The sequence below is a fragment of the Streptomyces sp. NBC_00440 genome, assembly GCF_036014215.1.
GTDB lineage: Bacteria > Actinomycetota > Actinomycetes > Streptomycetales > Streptomycetaceae > Streptomyces.
The window spans coordinates 612365-638917 of record NZ_CP107921.1 but is presented as its reverse complement, the minus strand read 5'-3'; the positions used below and the strand labels follow the sequence as shown (position 1 = coordinate 638917).

Below are 26553 nucleotides of genomic sequence, written 5' to 3'. Positions count from 1 at the left end.
CGCCCGAGGAGGCCGGCCATGTCGTCGATTGTTCGCCGTATCGGTATTCCACTGGAAACCAAACCGGGTGAGACCCGGGTTGCGGCCACCCCCAGGACCGTTGAGCAGTTGATCAAGCTGGGGTATGCCGTATCCGTCGAATCCGGGGCCGGTGACGGCGCGGCGTTCGACGACGCGTCGTACCGGGCTGCCGGCGCCGAGACCGCCGGCCCGGAGGTGTGGGACGCCGACATCGTGATGAAGATCAATGCCCCGGATGACGCGGAAGTGGCCCGGTTCCGCCCGGGACAGACCGTCGTGAGTCTGATGGCGCCGGCGCTGTCCCCGGAACTCGTCAGCGCTCTCGCCGAGCGGGGCGTCACGGCGCTCGCCATGGACGTCGTCCCCCGCATCTCCCGCGCGCAGGCGCTGGATGTGTTGTCGTCGATGGCGAACATCGGCGGGTACCGGGCCGTCATCGAGGCGGCGAACGAGTACGGGTCGCTCTTCACCGGGCAGGTGACGGCGGCCGGGAAGGTGCCGCCGGCGACGGTGCTGGTGGTCGGTGCGGGTGTGGCCGGGCTGGCCGCCATGGGCACTGCGAACAGTCTGGGCGCCGTCGTGAAGGCGTTCGACGCCCGGCCGGAGGTCGCGGACCAAGTCGAGTCGATGGGCGGGGAGTTCCTCCGCCCCGACCTCGAAGGTCTGGAGACCGGCCCGTCCGCCGACGGCTACGCCAGGGAAATGGGCGAGGAGTTCAACCGGCGGACCGCGCAGATGTACCGCGAGATCGTCCCGACGGTCGACATCATCGTGACGACCGCGTTGATTCCGGGCCGCCCGGCGCCCCGGATCATCGACGCGGACATGGTCGCTTCCATGAAGCGCGGCAGTGTCATCGTCGACATGGCCGCGTCCAACGGCGGCAATGTCGCGGGCACGGTGGCGGACCAGAAGGTCGTCACAGCCAACGGCGTGACGATTCTCGGCTGGACGGACCTGCCGGGCCGGCTGCCCACCCAGGCGTCCCAGCTGTTCGGGCAGAACCTCGTCAACCTGCTGAAGCTCCTCACGCCGGCGAAGGACGGCCGGCTCACCCTCGACCTGGAGGACGCCGTCCAGCGGGGGATGACGGTATGTCACAACGGTGAGGTTCTGTGGCCACCGCCGCCGGTGCAGGTCTCAGCGGCGCCCGCTGCCCCGGCCGCCACGGTCGCGCTGCCACCGAAACCCGAGAAGAAGCCGGTCGGTCAGGGCACTCGCACGGCTGTCATCGGCGCCGCCGCAGCTCTGTTCCTGGTACTGGCCGCGTACTCCCCGCAGCCGTTCCTCGGCCACTTCACGGTGTTCATGCTGTCGGTCGTCATCGGCTACTACGTCATCGGCAACGTCCACCACGCGCTGCACACACCTCTCATGTCGGTGACGAACGCGATCTCCGGGATCATCGTCGTCGGCGCGCTCCTCCAGGTCGGTGTGTACGGCAGCCGGCTGATCGCCTTCGTCGGCATCCTCGTGGCGACCATCAATGTCTTCGGCGGGTTCACCGTGACCGCTCGCATGCTGCAGATGTTCAAGAAAGAGGACGCGTCCCGATGAACCCCACACTCCTCCAGGGCGCCTACATCGTCGCCGGTCTGCTCTTCATCCTCGCCCTGAAGGGCTTGTCCAAGCACGAGAGCGCCCGCATGGGCAACCGGTACGGCATGGCGGGCATGGCGATCGCGCTGATCGCCACGGTGGTGGCCGCCGTCGCGGGCACCACGGGCGGCGGGCCGTCGTCCGGGGGCAGCGGGCTGTCCGGGCTTGCGTTGATCCTCCCCGCCATGGCGGTCGCCGCGGTCATCGGCATCACCCTCGCCCGGCGCGTCGAGATGACCGGAATGCCGGAGCTCATCGCGATGCTGCACAGCTTCGTCGGTCTCGCGGCCGTCCTCGTCGGCTGGAACAGTTCGTACGAGAAGAACGTGGCCTACCCGACGATCCACGACGTGGAGGTCTTCGTCGGGGTCTTCATCGGTGCGGTGACCCTGACCGGATCCGTCGTCGCCTACCTGAAGCTGTCGGCGAAGATCAAGAGTGCGCCGCTGGCCCTGCCGGGGCACAACGCGCTGAACCTCTTCCTGCTCGCCGCGATGGCCGCCCTGACCGTCACCTACTGCCTGACCCCGCACGGCGCGGGGCTCACCCGGCTGCTCCTGCTGGCGGGCGTGACGCTGCTGGCGCTCTTCCTCGGCTGGCACCTGGTGATGTCCATCGGTGGCGGCGACATGCCCGTGGTCGTGTCGATGCTCAACAGCTACTCCGGGTGGGCCGCCGCGGCCGCCGGCTTCCTCCTGGACAACGACCTGCTCATCATCACCGGTGCCCTCGTCGGCTCCTCCGGTGCCTATCTGAGCTACATCATGTGCACGGCGATGAACCGGTCGTTCATCTCCGTCATCGCCGGCGGCTTCGGCGTCGAGGCCGGGGCCACCGCGGTCGAGGGCGACTACGGGGAACACCGCGAGATCACCGCCGACGATGCCGCGATGCTCCTGGCGGACGCGTCATCGGTCGTCATCACACCGGGCTACGGCATGGCCACCGCGCAGGCACAGCACGCCGTCGCCGAGCTCACCAAGAACCTCCGGGCCAGGGACATCAACGTCCGGTTCGCCATCCACCCCGTCGCAGGCCGCCTTCCGGGGCACATGAACGTCCTCCTCGCGGAGGCGAAAGTGCCCTACGACATCGTCCTGGAGATGGACGAGATCAACGACGACTTCCCCGACACCGACGTCGTCCTCGTCATCGGCGCCAACGACACCGTCAACCCGGCCGCCATCGACCAGCCGGGATCACCGATCGCCGGTATGCCCGTCCTGCAAGTCTGGGAGGCCAGGAACGTCATCGCGTTCAAACGGTCCATGGCCACCGGATACGCCGGTGTCCAGAACCCCCTCTTCTTCAAGGACAACACCCAGATGCTCTTCGGCGACGCCAAACTGCGTGTCGAAGACATCCTCAAAGCGCTCTGACCGCCTCGCTGCGCGGCTGATCCGCACCAGCAGGGGGCCTCGAAGGGGCTCGGGCGGGTCCCGAGCGTTGGACTATGCGTCCGGGGTGGCACCAGACTGGGTGTTGAGCCCAGCACGCTGTCGGTGCGAGAGGGAACGGCCATGACCTCCAGGCGGTCGGACACGGAGCCCCGGGCGGACCTGATCCAGGAGAGTGCCCAGCCGCTGACCGGCCCCGCGTCCCTCGACCCGCTGCTGGAGCGGATCGGTGACGCACGGTACGTACTGCTGGGCGAGGCCTCCCACGGAAGTACCGATTATTACCGCTGGAGGGCGGTACTGACGCGCCGGCTGATCGAGGAGAAGGGCTTCTCCTTCGTCGCGGTCGAGGGTGACTGGCCGGACTGCCAGGCCGTTCACTCCTCGGTCACGGCAGCGCCGGGCGCCCCGGAGGACCCGCTCGATGTGCTGATGGAGTTCGGCCGCTGGCCGACATGGATGTGGGCCAACACCAACGTGCTCCGCTTCGCCCGGTGGCTGCGCGAGTACAACACCGTTCTGCCGCAGGGCAGTTCACGCGTGGGCTTCTTCGGCCTGGACGTCTACTCGCTGTGGGAGTCGCTGGACGCCGTGATCGGCTACCTCGACGAACATGCCCCGGCCGAGCCGGCGGGCGCACTGGAGGCGTACCGCTGCTTCGAGCCGTACGCCGGGGATCCCCGCTCCTACGCACACGCCACCCGGTTCGTGCCGTCCGGTTGCGAGCGCGAAGTCCTCGCCCTGCTGGTGCGGTTGAGGCAGTTCACGGAGGACCCCGAGGCGGCAGACGGCGGCTTCGTGCAATTCACCGCACGGCAGAACGCGGAAGTGCTGGCCGGCGCCGAACGCTACTACCGGGCCATGGTGGGCGGCGGCCCGGAGTCCTGGAACATCCGTGACCACCACATGGCTGACACCCTCGACCGGCTCATGGAGCACCATGGTCCCGACGCGAAGGCTGTGGTGTGGGCACACAACACCCATGTCGGAGACGCTCGGGCCACCGACATGCCTGCGGCCGGAGTGGTCAGTCTCGGCCAGCTCGTTCGCGAACGCCACGCCACGGAAGGCGTCGTACTGGTCGGTTTCGGCTCCTACGACGGAACGGTGATCGCCGCCGGCCACTGGGGCGATCACCCGAGCATGATGCGCGTACCTCCCGCGCGGACCGACAGCGTGGAGGAACTGCTGCACCGGGCACTTCCCGGCGGTGCGGGACTGTTCGTCTTCCCGGAGGGCGTCCATCAGGGGGTGCCGGCCGGCCACAGCCCCGACTGGTTCGACGAGGAGCGGGACCACCGTGCCATCGGAGTGGTCTACCGGCCGGATGCCGAGAAGCGCGGCAACTACGTCCCCACCGTGCTCGGTGAACGCTACGACGCCTTCGTCTTCCTCGACCGCAGCCAGGCCCTCGCCCCGCTCCACGGCGCTCCGTTGGGCACGGGCGAGGAGGAGACGTGGCCCACCGGGATGTGACACCCGCGCACGATCAGCGATACCCGGAGCTGTGGGAGCTGTCGCAGCCCATGGGAGAGAGGAAGGATCATGCGATTCCGCGACCGCCGGGAAGCCGGGCGGGACCTCGCCGCCGCGCTCCTCGCATCAGTGGCCGCCGACGGCCTCGTCCGCCCCCTGGTGCTGGGGCTGCCACGTGGCGGTGTGCCCGTCGCCGCGGAGGTCGCCCGGGCCCTGGAAGCGCCGCTGGACGTGCTCGTCGTACGGAAGATCGGCGCACCGGGACAGCCGGAGACGGGGGTCGGAGCGATCGCCGGCGATGACCCGCCGCTGTTCGACTCGCGGTCCTTGCGGTGGCTCGGCCTGAGCGAGGACGCGCTCGCCTCCGCCGTCGCCCGCGAGCGCACCGAACTCCACCGCCGGGAAGACCTCTACCGGCACGGCCGGCCGCCACTCGTGTGCGAGGGCCGAACCGTGATCCTCGTCGACGACGGACTCGCCACCGGCGTCACGGCACGCGCGGCCGTGCGTCATCTGCGCCGCCAGGCACCCGGCCGTCTGCTCCTGGCGGTCCCCGTGGGCGCTGCCGACGGCACCGCGGCGCTGCGCCAGGAGGCCGACGATGTGATCTGCCTCCAGCAGCCGGCACTCTTCCAGGCGGTCGGGCAGTGGTACGAGCAGTTCGACCAGACCTCCGACGGCGAGGTGATCGAGATCCTGCGGGAGTTCACGGTCCCGACCTGAGCCGGTGCAGTGGGCGGGCGGCCGCTGCCCCCGTACGTACCCCGTGATCCCGGGCCCGTGCCCCGCACGGACTGCGTCCAGTGGCATGCGGTGGCTCCGTGGCATCAAGTGGGAGCGGCGGCCGTTCGGCGCGTGTGCCGGATCCGGCGAGTGGATCCGGTAGCCCCACGCACCCTCCGGGCGCACGGACCGATCCGTGACCCAGCGCAGAATGGGTGTGAAACACGTATGCAGCCGAGCACCGGACGGCCCCGGCCGCGCGACCCGGCAGGGAAGACGCCCGTGTGGTCGACCGTGACCCTGCGGGTCAACGGGATGGCGCACACCCTGGAACTCGACCACCGCACCACGGTCCTGGACGCCCTCAGGGACGAGATCGGGCTCACGGGTGCGAAAAAGGGCTGCGACCACGGGCAGTGCGGCGCCTGCACGGTGCTGGTCGGCGGACGCCGGGCCAACAGCTGCCTGCTGCTGGCCGTCGCCCACCAGGACGCCCCCATCACCACCATCGAGGGCCTCGTTTCCGCCGGCGCCCCGCACCCCGTCCAGGAGGCCTTCCTGGACCGTGACGGATTCCAGTGCGGCTACTGCACCCCGGGGCAGATCTGCTCGGCGGTCGGCGTGCTGGCCGAAGCCGCCGCGGGCCACCCCTCCCACGTCACGGCGGCGGCCGACCTCGCCGACGAGGGACCCGCCGAGCTCACCCCGGACGAGATCCGGGAGCGGATGAGCGGCAATCTGTGCCGGTGCGGCGCCTACCCCCGTATCGTCGAAGCCGTCGCGGACGTGATCGCGTGAAGCCGTTCGGTTACGTCAGGGCCCGCAGCACCGAGGACGCCGTGCACCACTTCCTCTCGCTGCCGGACGCCCGCTTCCTCGGCGGCGGTACCAATCTCGTCGACCTCATGAAACTCGGTGTGGAGGCCCCCGGCACCCTCGTCGACGTCAGCGGGCTGCCCCTCGACACCGTCAGCGAACTGCCCGGCGGCGGGCTCCGGATCGGGGCGACCGTGCGCAACAGCGACCTCGCCGCGCATCCGGCGGTGCGCCGCGACCTGCCCGTCCTGGCCCAGGCCCTGCTGTCCGGCGCGTCGGGCCAGCTCCGCAACATGGCCACCACCGGGGGCAACCTCCTCCAGCGGACCCGCTGCCCGTACTTCCAGGACACCGGGCAGCCCTGCAACAAGCGCGAACCGGGCTCCGGTTGCGGGGCCCTCGACGGCGTCAACCGCGACCACGCCGTGCTCGGCCACTCCGCGCACTGCGTGGCCACCCATCCCTCCGACATGGCGGTCGCCCTGGCGGCCCTCGACGCCGAAATCGAACTCGTCGGTCCCGGAGGCGAACGGAAGGTCCCCGTGGCCGACTTCCACCGCCTTCCCGGCGACCGCCCCCAGCAGGACACCGTCATCCGGCCCGGAGAGCTGATCACCTCGGTGGTGGTCCCGGCGTCGTCCGGGGGGATGCCCTCCGCGTACCGCAAGGCGCGCGACCGGTCCTCGTACGCCTTCGCGCTCGTCTCCGTCGCGGCCGTCCTGGCCGTCGGCGACGACGGGCTGATCCGCCACGCGCGCCTCTGCTTCGGCGGCGTCGCGCACAAACCCTGGCGCGCGGTGACCGCCGAGGCGCTCCTCGTCGGAGCTCCGGCAGGCGAGGACACCTATCTGCGCGCCGCCGAGGCCGAACTGGCACAGGCCGCACCGCTGTCCGGCAACGCCTTCAAGGTGAGGCTCGCCCGCCGTCTGGCGGTCGACACCCTGGCCCGTCTCGCTGACCGCGGCTGAGGAGGAGAGCACCCCGTGAACCCCCGACTGCCCGTGACCGCATGGCCCGTGTCCGAAGTGCCCATGACCGGCACCCCCGTCAGCCGCCGCGAAGGCCGGGCGAAAGTCACCGGCACAGCGGCCTACGCGGCCGAGCACGCCCCCTCCGGCCGCCTGCACGCCTGGCCGGTCCCGGCCGCGATCGCCTCGGGCCGGGTCCGTGCCGTACACACCGAGGACGCCCTGGCGCTGCCCGGCACCGTCGCCGTACTCACCGCGGGCAACGCGCCCCGGCTGGGCACCACCGACGACCCGGCCCTGGCCGTTCTGCAGAACGACCGGGTGCCGCACTACGGCTGGCCTGTCGCCCTCGCCGTGGCCGAGACCCTCGCGGGGGCCCGGGCCGCGGCGCACGCCGTGCGGGTGGAGTACGAGAGGGGCTCCCACGAGTCCGTCCTGAAGGCCGGCGACCCCACGATCTACGCGCCGGAGACCGCCAACGGAGGCCACCCCGCCCACCGGGAGCGCGGTGACTTCGCCACCGCTCACGCAGCGGCTCCGGTCCGCATCGACGTGTCGTACACCGTGTCCCCGCTGCACAACCACCCCATGGAGCCGCACGCCAGCACCGCCGAGTGGACCGGCGGGCATCTGACCGTGCACGACTCCAGCCAGGGTGCGACAGCCGTCCGCGAGGCCCTCGCCACCCTGTTCGCCGTGCCGGAGCGCGACATCACGGTCGTCTCCCAGCACGTCGGCGGCGGGTTCGGATCCAAGGGCACCCCGCGTCCCCATGTGGTGCTCGCCGTCATGGCTGCCCTGCACACCGGGCGCCCCGTGACGCTGGCCCTTCCCCGGCGGCAGATGCCCGCGATGGTCGGGCACCGCGCCCCCACCCTGCAACGTGTGCGGCTGGGGGCGGGCGACGACGGTGTCATCACCGCCCTGGCGCACGAGGTGATCACGCACACCTCGCGGATCAAGGAGTTCGTGGAGCAGGCCGCCGTTCCCGGGCGGGTCATGTACCGCTCACCGCACAGCCTGACGACCCATCGCGTCGCGGCCCTCGATGTGCCGAGCCCCTCCTGGATGCGGGCGCCCGGCGAGGCTCCCGGCATGTACGCGCTGGAATCCGCGATGGACGAACTCGCCGTCGCGACCGGCCTGGACCCGGTGGAACTGCGGCTGCGGAACGAGCCGGACACCGAGCCGGACAGCGGCCTCCCGTTCAGCAGCCGGCATCTCACCGAGTGCCTGCGGGAAGGCGCGCGCCGCTTCGGCTGGAACGACCGGGATCCGCGCCCCGGTGTACGGCGCGACGGCGCGCTCCTGGCCGGAACCGGTGTCGCCGCCGCGACCTACCCCGTCCTGGTCTCCCCGTCCCGGGCGACCGCGCACGCGGCGCCCGACGGCACCTTCCTGGTACGGATCAACGCCACCGACATCGGTACGGGCGCCCGTACGGTCCTGGCACAGATCGCCGCCGACGTGCTGCACGTACCGCTGGCCCGGGTGGCCGTCGACATCGGCAGCAGCGATCTGCCCAGCGCCTCTCTCGCCGGCGGTTCCTCGGGCACCGCGTCCTGGGGCTGGGCGGTCCACCAGGCCTGCACCTCGCTCGCGGCAAGGCTCGGTGAACACGGGGGAGCGGTCCCTGCCGATGGCCTGGACGCCACCGCCGACACCAGCGGACAGGCCGGAGAGCCGGTGCCGTACGCCAGGCACGCCTTCGGTGCCCACTTCGCGGAGGTGGAGGCGGACACGGTGACGGGCGAGGTCCGGGTCCGGCGGATGCTGGGCGTGTACGCGGCCGGACACATCCTCAACTCCCGTACGGCCAGGGCACAGTTCATCGGCGGCATGGTGATGGGCATCGGGATGGCCCTCACCGAGGGCAGCACCGTCGACCCCGCGTCCGGTGCCTTCGTGGAGAGCGATCTCGCCTCGTACCACGTGCCCGTCTGCGCCGACATCCGCGACATCGAGGCGCACTGGATCGAGGAGCGGGACGAGCACCTCAATCCGATGGGGAGCAAGGGGATCGGCGAGATCGGCATTGTCGGTACGGCGGCAGCGGTCGGTAACGCCTTCTACCACGCCACCGGCGTCCGGATGCGCTCGCTTCCGATCACCGCCGACAAGGTGCTGGAGGCGATGGACGGCGCCGGGCTCTGAGGGGTCCGTTCGCCGCGGGGGCGGCTTGCATGATCCAATCACTTTCCCCCGTCCCCTCCCGAAAGTCCCTACGTGCCTGCTGTGTTCCGCCGTGCCGCCCGTGTCCTCGCCCCGCTGCTGATGGTCCTCGCCGCCGGATGCTCCTCCGGCGACCCCAACGGCGCCTCCTCCCCGGCCGCTTCGGGCTCCGCACGGGACGGCGGCGTGCAGAAGCCCCCGGCCCGGGCGGCCTTCGACTACCAGCTGGGCGGTCCGTACCGGCCGCCGGCCGGTGTGCGCGCGGTCTCCCGGGACCGCACCGCGGATCCCGTACCGGGGCTCTACAACATCTGTTACGTCAACGCCTTCCAGACGCAGCCCGGTGGCGCGGTCGGCTGGTGGCACAAGCACCACCCCGACCTGCTGCTGCACGACCGCCACGGCAAGCCGGTCGTCGACGAGGACTGGCAGGAGCCCCTCCTCGACATCTCGGGCGCCGCCAAGCGGGAGAAGCTCGCGGGCATCGTCGGCCGCTGGATCGACGGCTGCGCCGACGCCGGGTTCGACGCGGTGGAGCCCGACAATCTCGACTCGTACGAGCGCTCGGACCATCTGCTCACCGCCGACGACGCGGCGTCCTTCGCCACCCTGCTGGCCGCGCGGGCGCACCGGCAGGGCCTCGCCGTCGCCCAGAAGAACACCACCGACCTGCTGGGCCTGCGCCACCGCATCGGGTTCGACTTCGCCGTCGTCGAGGAGTGCGGCCGCTACCGGGAGTGCACCGAGTTCGCCGACGCCTACCGGGGCAGGGTTTTCGACATCGAGTACGGAACCAAGGACTTCGACCGGGCCTGCCACTCCTGGGGCAGGAAGCTGTCGGTCACGCTGCGCGACCGCGAGGTGAGCCCTGCGGGCGAGAAAGCCCATGTGTACCGGCGGTGCGACGCCGCCGGCTGACGGGTGAGCTTCCGGCAGCTCCGCCCCTCACGGGACCCGATCAGGGCCGGGCCGCCGTGGCGCGGGAGTCCAGCGTGTCCCTCGTGCCGGTCCCGATGTACCGGGCGTGCCGCTGCCAGCTGAAATCCGGCACACCGTGCTCCGCGAGAACCTGGCGGCCGGCTTCGAAATAGTTCGGCTCGCTGTCCACGAGGGTGCCATCGAGATCGAAAATGACCGGAGCTGCGCTGGGTGTGCTCATCCCTCCCAGGATGCCAAGAGGGCAGTTCCCGGCCCTTCCGGGGCGCCCCGGCTCTGCTCCCCGGGCGCCTGCCGCTCCTCTGCCGGGGCGCAGCCGCCCGCGGCCGGATGCGTGCGGCTCCGTCGCCCCGGGGGCGGGGCCCTGTCGAGAGGGGGGCGCTCAGGAGATATCTTGATGTCGAGCAATGTTGCAGACGTGGAGCGGAGCACCCGGTGACTGACTCGACCATCATCTATACACATACCGACGAGGCCCCGGCCCTGGCGACGTATTCGTTCCTGCCGGTGATCCAGGCGTACGCCTCGACGGCCGGTGTGACCGTGGAGAGCCGTGACATCTCTCTCGCGGGGCGGATCATCGCCAGTTTCCCCGATCGTCTTGACGAGAGCCGACGGGTCGAGGACGCACTCGCCGAGCTCGGCGAGCTGGCCAGGACGCCCGGCGCGAACATCATCAAGCTGCCGAACATCTCGGCGTCCATCCCCCAGCTGAAGGCCGCCATCGCGGAGCTGCAGAAGCTGGGCTACGCGCTGCCGGACTACCCGGACGACCCGCAGACCGACGAGGACAAGGACGTCCGCGCCCGGTACGACAAGGTCAAGGGCAGCGCCGTCAACCCGGTGCTGCGCGAGGGCAATTCGGACCGCCGCGCCCCGGCATCGGTGAAGAACTACGCCAAGGCCCACCCGCACCGGATGGGCGCCTGGTCGTCCGAATCGAAGACGAACGTCGCCCACATGGACGGCGACGACTTCCGCTCCACCGAGAAGTCCGCCGTCATCGGCGAGGACGGCTCGCTCCGCATCGAGCTGGCCGGGGACGACGGCACCACCACCGTCCTGCGCGAGTCGGTACCCGTGCTGGCCGGCGAGGTCGTCGACGCCTCGGTGATGCGCGTGGCCGCGCTCCGTGAGTTCTTCACGGCGCAGATCGCCCGCGCCAAGGCCGAGGGCGTGCTCTTCTCGGTGCACCTGAAGGCCACGATGATGAAGGTCTCCGACCCGATCATCTTCGGCCACGTGGTGCGCGCCTTCTTCCCGAAGACGTTCGCCGAGCACGGTGCGGCACTCGCCGCCGCCGGGCTGACCCCCAACGACGGTCTCGGCGGCATCCTCAAGGGCCTGGACGCGCTGCCCGAGGGCGCGAAGATCAAGGAGTCCTTCGAGGCCGAGCTGGCCGAGGGCCCGTCCCTGGCGATGGTCGACTCCGACCGCGGCATCACCAACCTGCATGTGCCGAGCGATGTCATCGTCGACGCGTCCATGCCGGCCATGATCCGTACCTCCGGCCACATGTGGGGCCCGGACGGCGGCGAGGCCGACACCCTGGCGACCATCCCGGACAGCAGCTACGCGGGGATCTACCAGGTCGTCATCGACGACTGCCGCGCCAACGGCGCCTACGACCCGTCGACGATGGGCTCCGTGCCCAACGTCGGTCTGATGGCGCAGAAGGCCGAGGAGTACGGCAGCCACGACAAGACCTTCGAGATCCCGGTCACCGGCACGGTGCGGGTCCTCGACGGCCAGGGCAACGCCGTACTGGAGCACGCCGTCAGCGCCGGTGACATCTGGCGCATGTGCCAGACCAAGGACCTGCCGATCCAGGACTGGGTCAAGCTCGCGGTGACCCGCGCCCGCGCGACCGGCACCCCGGCCGTGTTCTGGCTCGACGAGGGACGCGCGCACGACGCCGCCCTGATCGCGAAGGTCAAGGCGTACCTCCCCGAGCACGACACCGACGGTCTGCAGATCGAGATCATGACGCCGGCGGACGCCATCGCGTTCTCGCTGGAGCGCATCCGCCGCGGCGAGGACACGATCTCCGTCACCGGCAATGTGCTGCGCGACTACCTGACCGACCTGTTCCCGATCCTTGAGCTGGGCACGAGCGCGAAGATGCTCTCCGTCGTCCCGCTCATGAACGGCGGCGGCCTGTTCGAGACGGGCGCCGGCGGTTCCGCGCCGAAGCACGTCCAGCAGCTCGTCAAGGAGAACTACCTGCGCTGGGACAGCCTGGGTGAGTTCCTCGCGCTGGCGGTCAGCTTCGAGCACCTCGCGCAGACGACGGGCAACGCACGCGCCCAGGTCCTCGCGGACACGCTCGACCGCGCGACCGGCACGTTCCTCAACGAGGACAAGTCGCCGAGCCGCAAGCTCGGTGGCATCGACAACCGCGGCAGCCACTTCTACCTGGCGCTCTACTGGGCCCGGGAGCTGGCAGCGCAGACCGACGACGCACAGCTCGCCGGGGCGTTCTCGGCGCTCGCCAAGACGCTCGGTGAGCAGGAGCAGACCATCGTCGGCGAGCTGATCGCGGTCCAGGGTTCCCCGGCCGACATCGGCAGCTACTACCAGCCCGACCCGGAGAAGGCCTCGGCCGTCATGCGCCCGTCGGCGACCTTCAACCAGGCCATCGCGACGCTCGGCTGACGTCCGGCAGACCGGCCGCCCCAGCGGCGGCCGGCCGCCTATCCGCACCCTGGCCGCCCCGGCCGGCATCCCGCCGGCCGGGGTGGCCGCGTTGTGCGAAGGGCCCGCCGCCGGACCGGCCCGGAGCGACGCCGGATGCCGGGGACCGGCTTGCGTGGTTCCATGAGAGATGTCAGTGCCTGATATGCCCGCCGTATCCGCCGAGCGGACGCAACGGGGTTGCACATCAGGCTGATCCACGACTTTCAGGGCGGCGTGCGGCTGTCCGGCCGGACCGGTGCGAGCCGGCCGCCCTCATGGACACGCGCCGTGAATCCGCCTCGTGCACCCCCGGGTGCGCGGGCCGGCGGTCCTGAAAGGAGATGCGGTATGTCCACAGCCATCCTCACCGTGTTCAGACACCTCATACGGCTGGTGACAGGCTCGGCCAGGGCCATCGGCAGCTACCTAGCACAGCGCTTCGGGCCCCAGCGGCCCCCGGCGGAACACCCACGGCACCCCCGCCCCGCCGATCTGCTGGCCGGCCGGGTGGAGCAGGCCGACTACCAGGCGGACCAGGAACGCCTGGCGCTCGCCGACGCGTCCGCCCATCCTCTCCACGTGCCCCCGCTGCCGAGACGATGACCGATCCTGCTGACCGGGCTGACCGGGCTGACCGGGGGCAGCAGAACAGCCCGGCGCACGGCAGCGCCACAGTCATCCGGGCCGCCGGCCTCACCAAGGCCTACCCCAAGACGCAGACCCCCGCGGTGGACGGCCTCGATCTCCGGGTGTGCCAGGGCGAGATCTTCGGACTGCTCGGGCCCAACGGGGCGGGCAAGACCACCACCGTCGGCATGCTGACCGCCCGGGTGGTGCCGACGGCGGGGTCGGCGTACATCGGTGACATCGACGTGGTCGCGGAACCGACGCTGGCCAAGCAGCTCATCGCCGTCGTCAGCCAGCAGAACACACTGGACCGCTCGCTGACGGTGTGGGAGAACCTGTACTTCCACGGCCTGCTGTTCGGCATCCCGCGCCGGGAGTCGCGCCGTACCGCCGACGCACTCCTCGAACAGTTCCATCTGTCCCGCTGGGGCAAGGCGTCGGTGTTCGCCCTGTCCGGCGGGATGGCGCAGCGTCTGATGGTGGCGCGCGCGATCTTCCACCGTCCCGCCGTGCTCTTCCTCGACGAGCCGACGGCCGGGCTGGACCCGCAGGGCAGACTGGCCCTCTGGGAGGCGCTGGACGGGCTGATCGCCGACGGCCAGACGATTCTGCTCACCACGCACAACATGGACGAGGCCGACCACCTCTGCGACCGGGTGGCGATCATCGACCACGGCCGGATCCTCGCCCTGGACACGCCCGCCGCCCTCAAGCAGGGGCTCGGCGCCGACGCCGTGGTCACGGTCGCCACCAGCGGCAGCCAGGACGGCCTGGCGGCCCGGCTGAACAGTGACATCCCGGGCGTCGTCCGCACCCGGCTGGTCGACGGAGCCGTCGAGCTCCAGGTCAAGGGCGCCGAACGGCTGCTGCCGCGGGTGGTCACGAGCGCGGAGGCCGGCGGGTTCGAGCTGGTCGACCTCTCGATCGCCGAGAGCACCCTGGAAACGGTGTTCATCAGCCTGACCGGACAGGAGCTGAGGGACTGATGGCTGCGTCGAGTGCCGTCCCGCCGCCCGGGGACGTTCCGTCCGCGGGCCCGTCCGGGCACCCCATCGGCGTACGGCCCGCCCGGTCGGCCGCTGCCTCCAGCCGCTCCGCGCTGAGCGCGCTGATCCAGCGGGATCTGACCGTTCTGATGAAGAGCTTCGGCGAGTTCGCGGGCCGGACCGTCATGCAGCCGTTCCTGCTGGTCTTCGTGTTCCTGTACGTGTTCCCGCTCATCGGCCAGGGCATCGGATCGGGCGGCGGCGCCAAGGGGGAGTCGGCGTTCGCCACTGTGCTGGTTCCGGGGGTGGTGTCCATCGCGATCATGTTCCAGGGCATCCAGTCGGTCGCCATCCAGATGTCCCAGGAGTTCGGCTTCACCCGGGAGATCGAGGACCGGGTGCAGGCCCCGTGCCCGATCTGGCTGGTGGCGGTGGCGAGAGTGCTGTCCGGGTCGGCTCAGGGGCTGATCTCGGCGGTCATCGTGCTGCCCATCGCGGCCGTCGTGCACGCACCGGGCGTGCACCCCCAACTCAGCATCCACTGGTGGATCGTGGTCACCCTGATCCCGCTGTCCTGCCTCACGATGACCTCACTCGGACTGCTCCTGGGCACCACGTTCGAGCCGAGGAACATCGGCGTGATGTTCGGCTTCGTCGTGCTGCCGCTCGTCTTCCTCGGCGGTACCTACTACCAGTGGACCAAACTGGCTCCGGTACAGGTGGGAGGCTTCCACTGGCTCCAGGTGCTGGTGCTGGTCAACCCGCTGATCTATATGAGCGAGGGGATGCGGGCCGGCTTCACGGACGTGTCCCACATGCACCTGTACATCGTCTATCCGGTGCTCGCCGGATTCTGTGCGCTCTTCCTCACCCTCGGGCTGCGCAACTTCCGCCGCCGCGTGCTGTCCTGACCGTGCGGCGGCGCGCCCGAATTGGTCCAGACCGCTCCTGCTACCGTCTGCCGGAGCCCGGCCACACACGGACCGGGCGCCGTCGGAGAGGGGAGCACGGTGGTCACCACAGACGCCGGGCGGGCGTTCATCGGGTCATTCACCGCGGCGGGGGGACCGGGGCTCGTCGCCGCAACGGTGGACGGGGCGGGGGCGCTGACCCTGCTGGGCGCGGTGGACACGCTGCCGAACCCCTCGTTCCTCGCCCCGGCCCCCGGCGGCTCGGTCCTGTACGCCGTCTCGGAGACCGGCGAGGGCGCTGCGGCGGCCTTCGACATCACCGGAGCGCGGCCACGGCTGATCGGTGAGCCGGTCGCCGTGGGCGGCGCCGACCCGACCTACCTCGTCCTCACGGGCGGGCATGTCGTCACGGCCAACTACAGCTCGGGGAGCGTCAGTGTGCTGCCCGTCCGTGCCGCGGACGGCGGGCTGGACGCGCCCGTTCACGTACTGCGGCACGAGGGCCGGGGACCGGACCCGGCCCGCCAGGAGGGCCCGCACGCCCATCAGGTGAAGCGGGACCCCTCGGGGCGCTGGGTGCTGAGCGTCGACCTCGGGACCGACTCCGTACGGGTCTGCGCGCTGGACGGCGCCACGGGCGCGCTGACGGTGCACGGGGAGACCGCGCTGCGGCCCGGCAGCGGGCCCCGCCACCTGGCGTTCCACCCGGCGGGGGCGCATGTCTACGTCCTGAACGAGCTGGAGCCCACGCTCACGGTCTGCCGGTGGGACGCCGGGGCGGGCACGCTGGAGCCGGTCGGCCGGACCCGGCTGCTGCCCGGGGGCGCGACGGGGGAGAGCTACGGCTCGGGAGTGGCCGTCGCACCCGGCGGACGCTTCGTCTGGGCGGCGAACCGGGGCCAGGACAGCATCTCGGTCCTCGCCCTCGACGAGAGCCGGGAGAAGCCCGTCCTGACCACTACGGTGGACTGCGGCGGCCGGTGGCCGCGCGATCTCGTAGTGGACCCCGGGGGGCGGCGGCTGTACGCGGCCAATGAGCACTCGGGGGACGTGACCTGGTTCGACATCGACCCGCGGACGGGGATTCCGCACCGCGCCGGCTCCGTGCAGGTGGCCGCCGCCTCGTGCGTGGTGTTCGCCTGACTGCTCCGGCAGCGCTGCCCCGACGGTCCTGCCCCGGTGCCCCTGCCCTTGCCCCTGCTCCGGTTCCCGGTGACAGCTGGGGGCACCGGAGCAGGACGTACGGAGGGCCCGCACCGGCACTCCGTGCTGCCCCGGTGCGGACCCTTCCCGTACGTGGCCGTGTTCGTTCCGCAGGTCAGCCGACCGGGGCTCCCTGGGACGGCTGCTGCGGGGTGATACCCAGCGCGGTCGTGTACTTCGAGAGGACCAGCTTGCCGACCGCGGGGTAGGCGCCGAGCGGCTCGGCAGCGGCGCACTCCGCCTCCTTGGCGGCCCCGGCCAGCAGCTCCTCGCTGACCTCGGGGCCGATCAGGTACGGCGCGAGCGCCAGCTGGGCCGATCCCGAACCCCGCAGCTGCTCCGCGATCGCGGAGACCGAACCGTCCACATCGAGTGCGGCGGCCATCACCGGTACGGCCAGTCGTGCGGCCAGCAGCATTCCGGTGATCCCGGCGGCCTGCACCGCCTCGTCGCCGCCGACCGTCGCCAGGATGATGCCGTCGGCGGCGGTGGCGACCGTGAACAGCCTGGCCCGGTCGGCGCGGGAGAGACCGGCCTCGGAGAGACGCACATGCAGGCCCTCCGCGAGCAGCGGGTGCGGTCCCAGCACCTCGGTCAGCTCGGCGGCGGTGGTGCTGTCCATCACGGCCTGCCGTATCCGCCGCTCGGTGGCCGCGTCGGGGCCCGCGAGCAGGGGCACCACGACTGCGGTGGCGCCCGTCGGCTCGGCCACCTCACGTCCGGCGGCCCTCGCCTGCGCACAGCGCGCCACCCGCTCGGCCGCGGTGTGGGAAAGGACCGCCTCAAGGGCGGGAAACTCGTCGTCGGTGCCATCCAGGTAACCGATACGGGCATCCAGGCCGGGCAGCTCGGAGCGGGCGATGGAAATAACCTCTTCCGCCAGGCTGCGGACAGCGGCGGAAGGTGTGCCGGGAACAGCGAGAACCAGCGCGGGCGCGCCCTCAGGAGCCACCGCGGGTTCCGGGCGGCGGTGCCGTCCGGTCTGGCGAGGTCGCGGCATTCGTACAGGCAGGCCGGATGCGGGCCCATTGGGGGAGCTCATGGCGCCGCATGCTACTGGCTTTGCAGGCCCGGCTGTTCGGGGAGGGTGCGTTCGCGCGGCGTCTGTCCTCATTTATCCGTTGCGTCTCGGCCCTGTCGCGTATCCTGTTCCGCCACGACACGCAAGAGCTGTGGATGTGGTGGCAGCCGGAGACTCCCCGTGGCGAGCGCGGAGGCGATCAGTACCGCTCCCACCAGCGGATCCCCGGCCGCCGGCACAGGTCTGGCGTAGGGCAGCAGGGCGGCGAACTCCTCGCGGGCAGGAGTGAGCAGAGGGTCCCCCATCTTGAACAGACCACCCGTGAGGGCTACTTCACAGCCCGAGCCTGACCCCGACGACTCCGGCGGGCAGACGGCGGCGGCGGCTTCGGCGATCTGCCGGGCCGCGTCCCGCAGAATCGCGGCCGCCACGGGGTCGCTCCCGGCGCACCAGGCCACCTCCGGGGCGAACGAGGCGAGCACCGCTGGCCGGTCCGAACGCGGGTACAGGACGCCCGGCAGACCGGCCGCCGGTCCGAAGACCGCCTCCAGCCGCTCCAGGAGCGCGGTCGAACCACCTCGCCGTCCGTCGTGCGCGCGCATCCCGGCCTCCAGACCGGCCCGGCCGATCCAGGCCCCGCCGCCGCAGTCGCCCAGCAGATGCCCCCAGCCGTCCGCCCTGCGCCACCGGGTGAGGTCGGTGCCCAGCGCGATCATCCCGGTACCCGCGGCGACGACAGCTCCGGGCCGCTGGCCCAGGGCTCCCGCGTAGGCCGTCACCGCGTCCGCGGCGAGCGCCAGCCGCCGTACACCGAGGGATCGCTCCAGCGCTGCGGGCAGCTCCGCGCGCAGATCGTCCCCGAGCGTCGCCATCCCGGCGGCGCCGATCGCCACCGCCGACACCCTGGCACCGCCCGCGCGCCCGAGCAGTTCCCCCGCCATGGGCAGCAACTGCTCCAGCAGATGCGCCGCTTCGATACCCCGGGGCCCGGTGCGTACCGGAATCCGGGACGCCACGGAGTCGAAGGCCGAGGGCTGCCCGGAGGCGGTGGATCCGGAGGCGGTGGATCCGGAAGCTGTGGTCTCCGAGGTGGTGGATTCGGCGAGCGCCGGATCGGGCGCTGCGGCGAGTGCGACCCGGAGCCCGGAGCCGCCGGAGTCCACCCCCAGCACCCAGGTCACGGCAGTCGCCAGTCCACGGGCTGGGCACCCTGGCGCACCAGCAGGTCGTTGGTACGGCTGAAGGGGCGCGAACCGAAGAAGCCGCGATCCGCCGACATGGGGGAGGGGTGGGACGACTCGACCGCGGGAAGGTTCCCCAGCAGGGGCCGGAGGTTTCGGGCGTCGCGGCCCCACAACACCGAGACCAGCGGCTTCCCCCGCGCGGCCAGGGCGCGGATGGCCTGCTCGGTCACTTCCTCCCAGCCCTTGCCGCGGTGTGCCGCCGGTTTGCGCGGCGCCGTGGTCAGCGCCCTGTTGAGCAGCAGGACCCCCTGCTCGGCCCAGGGCGTCAGATCACCGTTGGAGGGGCGGGGCAGGCCCAGGTCCGCGTGCATCTCGCGGAAGATGTTGTCGAGACTGCCGGGCACCGGACGCACATCGGGCGCCACCGAGAAGCTCAGCCCGACGGCGTGCCCCGGCGTCGGATACGGATCCTGGCCGACGATCAGCACGCGTACCTCGTCGAACGGCTGCTGGAACGCGCGCAGCACGTTCGCCCCGGACGGCAGATAGGTGCGTCCCGCGGCGATCTCGGCGCGCAGGAACTCGCCCATCGCCGTGATCCGTTCGGCTGCGGGAGCGAGCGCCTGCGCCCACCCCGCTTCGACAATTTCATTCAACGGTCGTGCTGCCACGGGGCGTCACTCTACTGGCAGACCGCACCGCCGCCGCCCCGGGTGCGGTCAGGCGATCACCGCCGCCCGTACGCAGAGCACATCGGGCAGATGCGAGGCGAGCTGCTGCCAGGTGTCGCCGTCGTCCGCGCTCGCGTACACCTCGCCGTTGCGGTTGCCGAAGTACACCCCCGCCGGGTCGGCGTCGTCCGTACGGAGCGCGTCGCGCAGCACGGTGCCGTAGTGCGCGCCCCCGGGCAGCCCGGCCGAGAGCGCCTCCCAGCTCGCTCCGGCGTCACTGGTGCGGTAGACACGGCACTTGCGGTCCGCCGGGACGCGATCCGAGTCGGCCGTGATGGGGAAGACATAGGCAGTGCCGGGGCGGTGCGGGTGGGCGGCGACCGCGAAGCCGAAGGTGGAGGGCAGCCCCGCGCCGATGTCGGCCCAGGTGGAGCCCGCGTCGTCGCTGCGGTACACACCCCAGTGATTCTGCAGATACAGCCGGTCCGGGTCCCCGGCATCCTGGGCGATCTTGTGGACGCACTGCCCGAACTCCGGCTCGGGATCAGGCAGGAAGACCGCCGACACGCCTCTGTTGGACGGCTCCCAGGCCGAGCCGCCGTCCCGGGAGCGGAACACCCCGGCCGTGGAGACCGCGACCGTCACGGCGTCGGCGCTGCGGCCGTCGGTGACCACCGTGTGCACCGCCTCGCCGCCTCCGCCCGGCACCCACTTCGCCCGGGTCGGGTGCTCCCAGAGCGGCCGCACCAGCTCGAATGTCTCCCCCCGGTCCTCGGAGCGGAAGAGCGCGGCGGGCTCCGTGCCCGCGTACACCACGTCCGGAGCGGCCGGCCCGGCCGGATGGAGCTGCCACACCCGCTCCAGCGACGCGCCCGTGTCCTTGGGGAACTTCACCGCGGGTTTCTTCGCCTCGGCCCAGCTCGTCCCGAGATCGTCGGAGTGGAACACCGACGGACCCCAGTGCGCGCTGTCCCCGCCGACCAGCACTCTCGGCCGGGAGTGACGCGTGTCGATGGCGATCGAGTACACCGCCTGTGCGTTGAAGTGCGGGCCGTCGAACTGCCAGACCCCGCCGGATCTGCGGCCGATGAAGAGGCCCTTGCGCGTGCCCACCGTCAGTAGTACCTCGGTCATGACGACACCTCTCGTACGTTCCGGTACGCCGTTTATGCCGACTGCACCGACTACGTTGTGCAGTGGCTACCGTCAGTCTGCCGCGCCCCACTGACAGTGACCCTCCGAGCGCTCATACGTCCAGGCCACGCCGCGTTTCCCGGGGCGGCGGGCCCCGCCCCGCCGCCCCGGCACCGCGATCGCCGGACCCGCCCCGCCGGGCTCACCGTGCCGGCCGGAAGCGGGGCTCAGCACACCCGCTTTGCATGATCATGCGTTATGCCGCATACTCTTTCCATGTCTAAGGTTCTTACCTCCCTGCCCACCGGCGAGCGCGTCGGCATCGCCTTCTCCGGTGGCCTCGACACCTCCGTCGCGGTCGCGTGGATGCGCGACAAGGGTGCCGTCCCGTGCACCTACACCGCCGACATCGGCCAGTACGACGAGCCCGACATCGCGTCGGTACCGGGCCGGGCGCTGGCCTACGGCGCCGAGATCGCGCGCCTGGTCGACTGCCGTGCGGCGCTGGTCGAGGAGGGCCTGGCCGCGCTCACCTGCGGTGCGTTCCACATCCGGTCCGGCGGGCGCTCGTACTTCAACACGACGCCGCTCGGCCGCGCCGTCACCGGCACCCTGCTGGTCCGGGCGATGCTTGAGGACGACGTACAGATCTGGGGCGACGGCTCCACCTTCAAGGGCAACGACATCGAGCGGTTCTACCGTTACGGTCTGCTCGCCAACCCGCACCTGCGCATCTACAAGCCATGGCTCGACGCGGACTTCGTCACCGAGCTGGGCGGCCGCAAGGAGATGTCGGAGTGGCTGGTCGCGCATGACCTCCCGTACCGCGACAGCACCGAGAAGGCCTACTCCACCGACGCCAACATCTGGGGCGCCACCCACGAGGCCAAGACCCTGGAGCACCTCGACACCGGCGTCGAGACCGTCGACCCGATCATGGGCGTCAGGTTCTGGGACTCCGAGGTCCGGATCGCCGCAGAGGACGTGACGATCGGCTTCGACCAGGGCCGCCCGGTGACGATCAACGGCACGAAGTTCGCCACCCCGGTCGACCTGGTGATGGAGGCCAACGCCATCGGCGGCCGCCACGGCATGGGCATGTCCGACCAGATCGAGAACCGGGTGATCGAGGCCAAGAGCCGCGGTATCTACGAGGCCCCGGGCATGGCGCTGCTGCACGCCGTGTATGAGCGGCTGGTCAACGCGATTCACAACGAGGACACCGTCGCGCAGTACCACAACGAGGGCCGGCGCCTCGGCCGCCTCATGTACGAGGGCCGCTGGCTCGACCCGCAGGCGCTGATGATCCGCGAGTCGCTGCAGCGCTGGGTGGGCGCTGCGGTCACCGGAGAGGTGACGCTGCGGCTGCGGCGCGGTGAGGACTACTCGGTCATGAACACCTCGGGCCCGGCGTTCAGTTACCACCCGGACAAGCTGTCCATGGAGCGGACCGAGGACTCGGCGTTCGGCCCGGTGGACCGGATCGGCCAGCTCACCATGCGCAACCTCGACATCGCCGACTCGCGCGCCAAGCTGGAGCAGTACGCGGATCTCGGCATCGTCGGCAACACGCACGAGACGCTCATCGGTGCCGCGCAGGCCGCATCGACGGGGCTGATCGGCGCGATGCCGCAGGGCGGCGCCGAGGTCATCGCCTCCCGCGGCAAGGTCAAGGGCGACGACGACCAGATGCTCGACCGCGCCGCGATGGAGTTCGGCACCGACTGACCACCGGTCCGGCGGCAGGACACCACCCGGGAGGCGGCAACGGTTTCCCGCGTGGTGTCCTGCCGTCTGCCGGTCGTCCCTGGTCCAAGCGGCCCGGCTATCAGCGAGCCGCGGGCAGGGTGACCTCGAAGCGGCAGCCGCCGGTCACGTTGCGCACCGCGGCCTGACCGGCGTGCGCCTCCACGATGCCGCGCACGATGGCCAGGCCGAGACCGGCGCCCGCCGGGGGCGTGCGGGCCTCGGTGCCCCGCCAGCCGGTGTCGAAGACCCGCGCCAGATCGTCCTCCGGGATGCCGCCACAGCCGTCGGTCACCGAGAGGACGACGGAGCCGGCCCGCTGCTCGGCCGCGATCGCCACCGTGCCGTCGGCCGGTGTCCGGTGGATGGCGTTGACCAGCAGATTGGCCAGGACCCTGGTCATCTCCTTGCCGTCCACATCGACGGGCAGCGGCTCCACCCCGCCCCCCTCCAGCCGGACGCCGTGCTCGCGGGCCAGCGGGTCCGCCCCGGCCAGCGCGTCGCCCACCAGGTCGTACACGGACATCCGGATCGGCGTCAGCGTGAGCGCCCCCGCATGGATGCGGGACAGTTCGAAGAGGTCGCCGACCATGGTGTTCATCCGGTCCACCTCGGTGCGGATCTGCCGGAAGTAGCGCTCGGGGTCGGCGGCCATCCCGTCCTCCAGCGCCTCGGACATCGCCCGCAACCCGGCGAGCGGAGTCCGCAGATCGTGCGAGATCCAGGCGACCAGCTCACGCCGCGAGGTCTCAAGTGCCTGCTCACGGCGGCGTGACGCCGCCAGCTTCTCGCTCGTCGCGGCGAGCTCCCTTCCCAGGTCGGCCAGTTCGGCGGTGGGCGCCCCACCCGGTACGGCGAAGTCGCCCCCGTCGCCGAAGGACCGCGTGGCCAGCGTCAGTGCCCTGCTGCCCGCGACGACCCAGCGGCCGAGCAGCAGCGCGGTCGCCAGCGAGACCACGGCGGCCATCGCCACCACCAGCGTCACCACCTTGAGGTCGTGCGGCGACAGGAACATCGCTCTGGCCACCGCCAGCGTCCCCGCGAGCATCGCGGTCACCGCGACGGCCGAGATGACAGTGAGCGACAGGGCGACCGAGCGGTGGCGCAGCCGCCACAGGGCGCCGGCCCCGATCAGCCCGGCCGCACCGGCGCCGAGGAACGCGTACAGGGCGATCAGCAGCAGATCCTTCATCGCGCGCCCGCCTCTCCCGACCCGGACCGGGCCTCGCCCGCACCGGCATCAGCGCCCGCGTCGGCATCCGAGCCCGCACCGGCATCCGAGCCCCCGCCCGCACCGGATTCCAGGCCCCCGCCCGACTCCGCGCTCCCGGGGCCCGTACCGTCCTCGAACCGGTACCCGACCCCCCACACGGTCCGGATCAGCCTCGGTGCGGCGGGATCGTCCTCGATCTTGCCGCGGAGCCGGCGCACATGGACCGTGACCGTCGACAGATCGCCGAACTCCCAGCCCCACACCTCGTGCATCAGCTGCTCCCGGCCGCAGGCCTGCCCCGGATGTCCGATCAGATAGGCCAGCAGATCGAACTCCCGCAGCGTCAGGGCGAGTTCGCGTCCGTCCTTGGTGGCACGCCGGGCCGCGGGGTCCACCGTGACCCCCGCGGCGTGCAGCAGCGGCCCCGGCCGGTCGCCGCCCGAACGGCTGCGCCGCAGCACCGAGTCGACGCGGAGCACCAGTTCACGCGGGCTGAACGGCTTGGTGACGTAGTCGTCCGCGCCTATTTCGAGCCCGAGGATCCGGTCGTCCTCGTCGCCGCGCGCGGTCAGCATGATCACCGGGACCGGGCCGCGGTCCCGCAGCACCCGGCACACCTCCAGACCGTCCATGCCCGGCAGCATCAGATCGAGCACCACCAGATCGGGCCGGGAACGCGCCGCGCACTCCAGGGCGGCCGGGCCGTCGGCCGCGCGGTCCACTGAGTACCCGGCCCGGTCGAGGTAGCCGGCGACGACTTCGGAGACGGTCGGGTCGTCGTCGACGACCAGCACGCGGGGCGGGGCGATGGCGGGGTGCGGGTTCTGCATGACCCCAGCGTGTCACCGCGGCGCGGCGAACGGACGGTCGACCGGGTGGTTGCGCGCGGACGTCCGCGTTTCGTAAGGAGCGGAAGAGCCATCGCGCTCCGTTTGCTTCGTACGGTGAGGGACGTGACCGACCTGACGCCTCTGAGGCCCCCGAACCCCGTGCCCCCCATGGCGGTGGACGTCGTCCTCCCCTGCCTCGACGAAGCCGGAGCGCTGCCCCGGGTGCTGGAGCGCATCCCGTCCGGCTGGCGGGCACTCGTGGTCGACAACGGCTCGACCGACGGTTCGGCCGCCATCGCCGCCGACCTCGGGGCCACCGTCGTCCACGAACCCCGCCGCGGCTTCGGCGCCGCCTGCCACGCGGGCCTGCGCGCCGCGACCGCTGAGCTGGTGTGCTTCTGCGACTGCGACGGCTCGCTGGATCCCGGGCTGCTGACCGGCCTCGTCCGCCGGGTCACTGACGGCGAGTCCGACCTCGTGCTGGGCCGCCGGCGTCCCACCGGGCGCGGCGCCTGGCCGCTGCACGCCCGCGCGGGCAACTACGCGCTCTCCCGGATGCTGCACACCCGCACCGGGCTGCGCCTGCGCGACCTCGGCCCGATGCGCGCCGCCCGCCGTACGGCGCTGCTCGGCCTCGAACTGACCGACCGGCGCAGCGGCTACCCGCTGGAGATGGTCGTACGAGCGGCCGACGCGGGGTGGCGGATCACCGAGCAGGACGTGCCCTACCGGCCGCGCACCGGGAAGTCCAAGGTCACGGGCACCTGGCGGGGCACCTGGCAGGCGGTGGGCGACATGCGTTCCGTACTGAACCGCCCCGCGCCCGCCGTGACGGCGGTGCGATGACCACGCTGCTCGTCATCGCCAAGGAGCCGCTGCCGGGCCGGGTCAAGACCCGGCTCACGCCGCCCTACACCCCGCAGCAGGCGGCGCAGATCGCCGAGGCCGCGCTCAGCGACACGCTCACAGCGGTCCTGGACTGCCCCGCCCGCCGCCGGATCCTGGTGCTCGAAGGCGCGCCGGGTAAGTGGCTGCCGCCCGGTATCGAGGTCGTACCGCAGAGCGGCGGCGGACTCGACGAACGGCTCGCCGCGGCGTTCGCCCTCTGTACCGGCCCCGCACTGCTCGTCGGCATGGACACCCCGCAACTCACCCCCGCACTGCTGGCCCCCGTGCTCGGACCCGGCGGCTGGAGCGGCTGCGACGCCTGGTTCGGTCCGGCCGCCGACGGCGGGTTCTGGGCACTCGGATTCGCGGAACCCCGCCCCGAACTGATCCGCGGCGTTCCCATGTCGACCCCGGGGACCGGCGCGGCCCAGCGGGCCCGGCTGACCGATGCCGGGCTCGCCGTCCGTGATCTGCCCGAGCTGCGCGACGTCGACACCGCCGACGACGTACGGACGGTGGCCGCCGCCATTCCGCACAGCGGTTTCGCGGCAGCCTTCGCGGGCATCGCTGCCGCAGCACCCGCTCCCGTCCCTGACACCGCCCCGTCCGCGCACCGCACCGGAGCCCGGACGTGAGCGCGCCCGTGCGGGCCCGCTGCTGGCAGTCCGATCCGTACACCGACGCCCTGCGCACCGGACGCGGCCCGCTGTTCCTCCGCCGCGCAGACGGCTGGCTCCTTCCGCTCGACGTGGAACGCTGGTGCGCGGGCGCCGACCGTGCCGACATGTCCGTGCTCGCCCGGTGCGAGGGGACCGTCCTGGACATCGGCTGCGGCCCCGGCCGACTGGTCGCCGCACTGGCCGGTCTCGGCCACCGGGCCCTCGGCGTCGACGTCAGCCCCGCGGCCGTCGCCCGCACCGCACGCGCCGGAGCGCCCGCGCTGTGCCGCTCCGTGTTCGACCGGCTGCCGGGGGAGGGGCGGTGGGGTACGGCGCTGCTCATCGACGGCAACATCGGCATCGGCGGCGACCCGCGCACCCTGCTCGGCAGGGCCGCGCAACTCATCGCCCCTCAAGGGCTGTTGCTGGCCGAGGCCGCCCCGGTCGATGTCGACGAGTGCGTACGCGTCCGCGTCGACGACGGCAGAGGCGGCGCCGGGGCCGACTTCCCCTGGGCCCGGGTCGGCGTACGCGCGCTCCTGGGCCACGCACGCGCGGCCGGCTGGAGCGCGGCCGGGCAGTGGCAGGAGGAGGGCCGCCGCTTCGTCGCGCTCCGCCGCTCCGGTGCCGTCGTGCACCAGGCGCACCCGGCTGCGGAGGCGTCCGGCCACGGATTCTGAGCACCGGCCGCACCGC

At 71.8% G+C, this 26553-nt stretch carries 23 protein-coding genes and 1 pseudogene; 17 read left to right on the top strand and 7 right to left on the bottom strand.

Annotation, left to right across the window (positions count from 1 at the left end; translation table 11 throughout):
• Positions 1-18: 18 nt before the first annotated feature.
• The 8 genes from OHB13_RS02865 (at position 19) to OHB13_RS02830 (ending at position 10090) form a co-directional block, all read left to right on the top strand.
• A complete protein-coding gene (locus OHB13_RS02865; RefSeq protein WP_328375346.1) occupies positions 19-1578 on the top strand; it encodes a Re/Si-specific NAD(P)(+) transhydrogenase subunit alpha in 1560 nt (519 codons plus the stop codon).
• Complete coding sequence (gene pntB, locus OHB13_RS02860; RefSeq protein ID WP_266859640.1) at positions 1575-2999, top strand: Re/Si-specific NAD(P)(+) transhydrogenase subunit beta; 1425 nt, start codon at positions 1575-1577, stop codon at positions 2997-2999. Before OHB13_RS02865 ends, pntB begins: the two co-directional genes overlap by 4 nt.
• 141 nt (positions 3000-3140) lie before the next feature.
• A complete protein-coding gene (locus OHB13_RS02855) occupies positions 3141-4493 on the top strand; it encodes an erythromycin esterase family protein (RefSeq protein ID WP_328375342.1) in 1353 nt (450 codons plus the stop codon).
• 69 nt (positions 4494-4562) lie between these two features.
• Positions 4563-5216: a phosphoribosyltransferase gene (locus tag OHB13_RS02850; protein ID WP_328375341.1), complete on the top strand. Its 654-nt coding sequence runs from the start codon at positions 4563-4565 to the stop codon at positions 5214-5216.
• A gap of 228 nt (positions 5217-5444) precedes the next feature.
• Entirely contained in the window at positions 5445-6014 is a 570-nt protein-coding gene (locus OHB13_RS02845; protein ID WP_405748795.1) for a 2Fe-2S iron-sulfur cluster-binding protein, read from the top strand.
• Positions 6011-7000: an FAD binding domain-containing protein gene (locus OHB13_RS02840; RefSeq protein ID WP_328375339.1), complete on the top strand. Its 990-nt coding sequence runs from the start codon at positions 6011-6013 to the stop codon at positions 6998-7000. Before OHB13_RS02845 ends, OHB13_RS02840 begins: the two co-directional genes overlap by 4 nt.
• Positions 7001-7063: 63 nt before the next feature.
• Complete coding sequence (locus tag OHB13_RS02835; protein ID WP_328380201.1) at positions 7064-9154, top strand: xanthine dehydrogenase family protein molybdopterin-binding subunit; 2091 nt, start codon at positions 7064-7066, stop codon at positions 9152-9154.
• A gap of 72 nt (positions 9155-9226) precedes the next feature.
• Positions 9227-10090 carry an endo alpha-1,4 polygalactosaminidase gene (locus OHB13_RS02830; protein ID WP_328375337.1) on the top strand — a complete coding sequence of 288 codons (864 nt, stop codon included), beginning with the start codon at positions 9227-9229 and terminating at the stop codon, positions 10088-10090.
• A gap of 70 nt (positions 10091-10160) precedes the next feature.
• Here the strand turns inward: OHB13_RS02830 and OHB13_RS02825 are convergent.
• Positions 10161-10331 (bottom strand): annotated as a pseudogene (locus OHB13_RS02825) (HAD hydrolase-like protein); the annotation flags it as partial.
• 212 nt (positions 10332-10543) lie between these two features.
• On the opposite strand from OHB13_RS02825, the gene OHB13_RS02820 reads away from it, so the two are divergent.
• The 5 genes from OHB13_RS02820 (at position 10544) to OHB13_RS02800 (ending at position 16451) form a co-directional block, all read left to right on the top strand.
• A complete protein-coding gene (locus tag OHB13_RS02820) occupies positions 10544-12763 on the top strand; it encodes an NADP-dependent isocitrate dehydrogenase (protein ID WP_266859652.1) in 2220 nt (739 codons plus the stop codon).
• A 369-nt stretch (positions 12764-13132) separates the two neighbouring features.
• The gene (locus tag OHB13_RS02815) at positions 13133-13387 is read left to right on the top strand and encodes a hypothetical protein (RefSeq protein ID WP_266859654.1); all 255 of its coding nucleotides are present in this window, start codon (positions 13133-13135) and stop codon (positions 13385-13387) included.
• Positions 13384-14397, top strand: a complete 1014-nt coding sequence (locus tag OHB13_RS02810) for an ATP-binding cassette domain-containing protein (RefSeq protein ID WP_328375334.1) — start codon at positions 13384-13386, stop codon at positions 14395-14397. Before OHB13_RS02815 ends, OHB13_RS02810 begins: the two co-directional genes overlap by 4 nt.
• On the top strand, positions 14397-15308 hold the full coding sequence (locus tag OHB13_RS02805; RefSeq protein WP_266859658.1) for an ABC transporter permease: 912 nt from the start codon (positions 14397-14399) through the stop codon (positions 15306-15308). The genes OHB13_RS02810 and OHB13_RS02805 overlap by 1 nt, the downstream gene beginning before the upstream one ends.
• Positions 15309-15407: 99 nt before the next feature.
• A complete protein-coding gene (locus OHB13_RS02800; protein ID WP_328375331.1) occupies positions 15408-16451 on the top strand; it encodes a lactonase family protein in 1044 nt (347 codons plus the stop codon).
• A 175-nt stretch (positions 16452-16626) separates the two neighbouring features.
• Here OHB13_RS02800 and OHB13_RS02795 read toward each other — a convergent pair whose 3' ends face one another.
• The 4 genes from OHB13_RS02795 to OHB13_RS02780 form a co-directional block, all read right to left on the bottom strand.
• Complete coding sequence (locus tag OHB13_RS02795) at positions 16627-17553, bottom strand: sirohydrochlorin chelatase (RefSeq protein WP_266859662.1); 927 nt, start codon at positions 17551-17553, stop codon at positions 16627-16629.
• A gap of 68 nt (positions 17554-17621) precedes the next feature.
• Positions 17622-18713 (bottom strand): N-acetylglucosamine kinase, encoded by a 1092-nt coding sequence (locus tag OHB13_RS02790; protein ID WP_328375329.1) that lies wholly within the window; start codon positions 18711-18713, stop codon positions 17622-17624.
• The gene (locus OHB13_RS02785; RefSeq protein WP_266859666.1) at positions 18710-19387 is read right to left on the bottom strand and encodes a uracil-DNA glycosylase; all 678 of its coding nucleotides are present in this window, start codon (positions 19385-19387) and stop codon (positions 18710-18712) included. The genes OHB13_RS02790 and OHB13_RS02785 overlap by 4 nt, the downstream gene beginning before the upstream one ends.
• A 48-nt stretch (positions 19388-19435) precedes the next feature.
• Positions 19436-20521 (bottom strand): WD40/YVTN/BNR-like repeat-containing protein, encoded by a 1086-nt coding sequence (locus OHB13_RS02780; protein ID WP_328375327.1) that lies wholly within the window; start codon positions 20519-20521, stop codon positions 19436-19438.
• 276 nt (positions 20522-20797) lie between these two features.
• On the opposite strand from OHB13_RS02780, the gene argG reads away from it, so the two are divergent.
• On the top strand, positions 20798-22249 hold the full coding sequence (gene argG / locus OHB13_RS02775; protein ID WP_266859670.1) for an argininosuccinate synthase: 1452 nt from the start codon (positions 20798-20800) through the stop codon (positions 22247-22249).
• 100 nt (positions 22250-22349) lie between these two features.
• On the opposite strand, the gene OHB13_RS02770 is transcribed toward argG, so the two are convergent.
• Both OHB13_RS02770 and OHB13_RS02765 read right to left on the bottom strand, forming a co-directional pair.
• The gene (locus tag OHB13_RS02770) at positions 22350-23459 is read right to left on the bottom strand and encodes a sensor histidine kinase (protein WP_266859671.1); all 1110 of its coding nucleotides are present in this window, start codon (positions 23457-23459) and stop codon (positions 22350-22352) included.
• Positions 23456-24310: a response regulator transcription factor gene (locus OHB13_RS02765; RefSeq protein ID WP_328375324.1), complete on the bottom strand. Its 855-nt coding sequence runs from the start codon at positions 24308-24310 to the stop codon at positions 23456-23458. Before OHB13_RS02765 ends, OHB13_RS02770 begins: the two co-directional genes overlap by 4 nt.
• A 168-nt stretch (positions 24311-24478) precedes the next feature.
• Here OHB13_RS02765 and OHB13_RS02760 point away from each other — a divergent pair, with 168 nt between their 5' ends.
• From OHB13_RS02760 to OHB13_RS02750, 3 genes are read left to right on the top strand one after another with little or no spacing between them, the layout of a single operon-like run.
• Positions 24479-25156, top strand: a complete 678-nt coding sequence (locus tag OHB13_RS02760) for a glycosyltransferase family 2 protein (protein WP_328380200.1) — start codon at positions 24479-24481, stop codon at positions 25154-25156.
• Complete coding sequence (locus OHB13_RS02755; protein WP_328375322.1) at positions 25153-25833, top strand: TIGR04282 family arsenosugar biosynthesis glycosyltransferase; 681 nt, start codon at positions 25153-25155, stop codon at positions 25831-25833. The genes OHB13_RS02760 and OHB13_RS02755 overlap by 4 nt, the downstream gene beginning before the upstream one ends.
• Entirely contained in the window at positions 25830-26537 is a 708-nt protein-coding gene (locus tag OHB13_RS02750) for a class I SAM-dependent methyltransferase (protein WP_328375321.1), read from the top strand. The genes OHB13_RS02755 and OHB13_RS02750 overlap by 4 nt, the downstream gene beginning before the upstream one ends.
• Positions 26538-26553 lie beyond the last annotated feature (16 nt).

What these genes read in the sequence shown, in the direction of transcription:
- OHB13_RS02865 (WP_328375346.1), top strand. Translation starts at nt 19, where the DNA reads ATGTCGTCGATTGTTCGCCGTATCGGTATTCCACTGGAAACCAAACCG.
- pntB (WP_266859640.1), top strand. Translation starts at nt 1,575, where the DNA reads ATGAACCCCACACTCCTCCAGGGCGCCTACATCGTCGCCGGTCTGCTC.
- OHB13_RS02855 (WP_328375342.1), top strand. Translation starts at nt 3,141, where the DNA reads ATGACCTCCAGGCGGTCGGACACGGAGCCCCGGGCGGACCTGATCCAG.
- OHB13_RS02850 (WP_328375341.1), top strand. Translation starts at nt 4,563, where the DNA reads ATGCGATTCCGCGACCGCCGGGAAGCCGGGCGGGACCTCGCCGCCGCG.
- OHB13_RS02845 (WP_405748795.1), top strand. Translation starts at nt 5,445, where the DNA reads ATGCAGCCGAGCACCGGACGGCCCCGGCCGCGCGACCCGGCAGGGAAG.
- OHB13_RS02835 (WP_328380201.1), top strand. Translation starts at nt 7,064, where the DNA reads ATGACCGGCACCCCCGTCAGCCGCCGCGAAGGCCGGGCGAAAGTCACC.
- OHB13_RS02815 (WP_266859654.1), top strand. Translation starts at nt 13,133, where the DNA reads ATGTCCACAGCCATCCTCACCGTGTTCAGACACCTCATACGGCTGGTG.
- OHB13_RS02810 (WP_328375334.1), top strand. Translation starts at nt 13,384, where the DNA reads ATGACCGATCCTGCTGACCGGGCTGACCGGGCTGACCGGGGGCAGCAG.
- OHB13_RS02805 (WP_266859658.1), top strand. Translation starts at nt 14,397, where the DNA reads ATGGCTGCGTCGAGTGCCGTCCCGCCGCCCGGGGACGTTCCGTCCGCG.
- OHB13_RS02795 (WP_266859662.1), bottom strand. Translation starts at nt 17,553, where the DNA reads ATGAGCTCCCCCAATGGGCCCGCATCCGGCCTGCCTGTACGAATGCCG.
- OHB13_RS02780 (WP_328375327.1), bottom strand. Translation starts at nt 20,521, where the DNA reads ATGACCGAGGTACTACTGACGGTGGGCACGCGCAAGGGCCTCTTCATC.
- argG (WP_266859670.1), top strand. Translation starts at nt 20,798, where the DNA reads ATGTCTAAGGTTCTTACCTCCCTGCCCACCGGCGAGCGCGTCGGCATC.
- OHB13_RS02770 (WP_266859671.1), bottom strand. Translation starts at nt 23,459, where the DNA reads ATGAAGGATCTGCTGCTGATCGCCCTGTACGCGTTCCTCGGCGCCGGT.
- OHB13_RS02765 (WP_328375324.1), bottom strand. Translation starts at nt 24,310, where the DNA reads ATGCAGAACCCGCACCCCGCCATCGCCCCGCCCCGCGTGCTGGTCGTC.
- OHB13_RS02760 (WP_328380200.1), top strand. Translation starts at nt 24,479, where the DNA reads ATGGCGGTGGACGTCGTCCTCCCCTGCCTCGACGAAGCCGGAGCGCTG.
- OHB13_RS02755 (WP_328375322.1), top strand. Translation starts at nt 25,153, where the DNA reads ATGACCACGCTGCTCGTCATCGCCAAGGAGCCGCTGCCGGGCCGGGTC.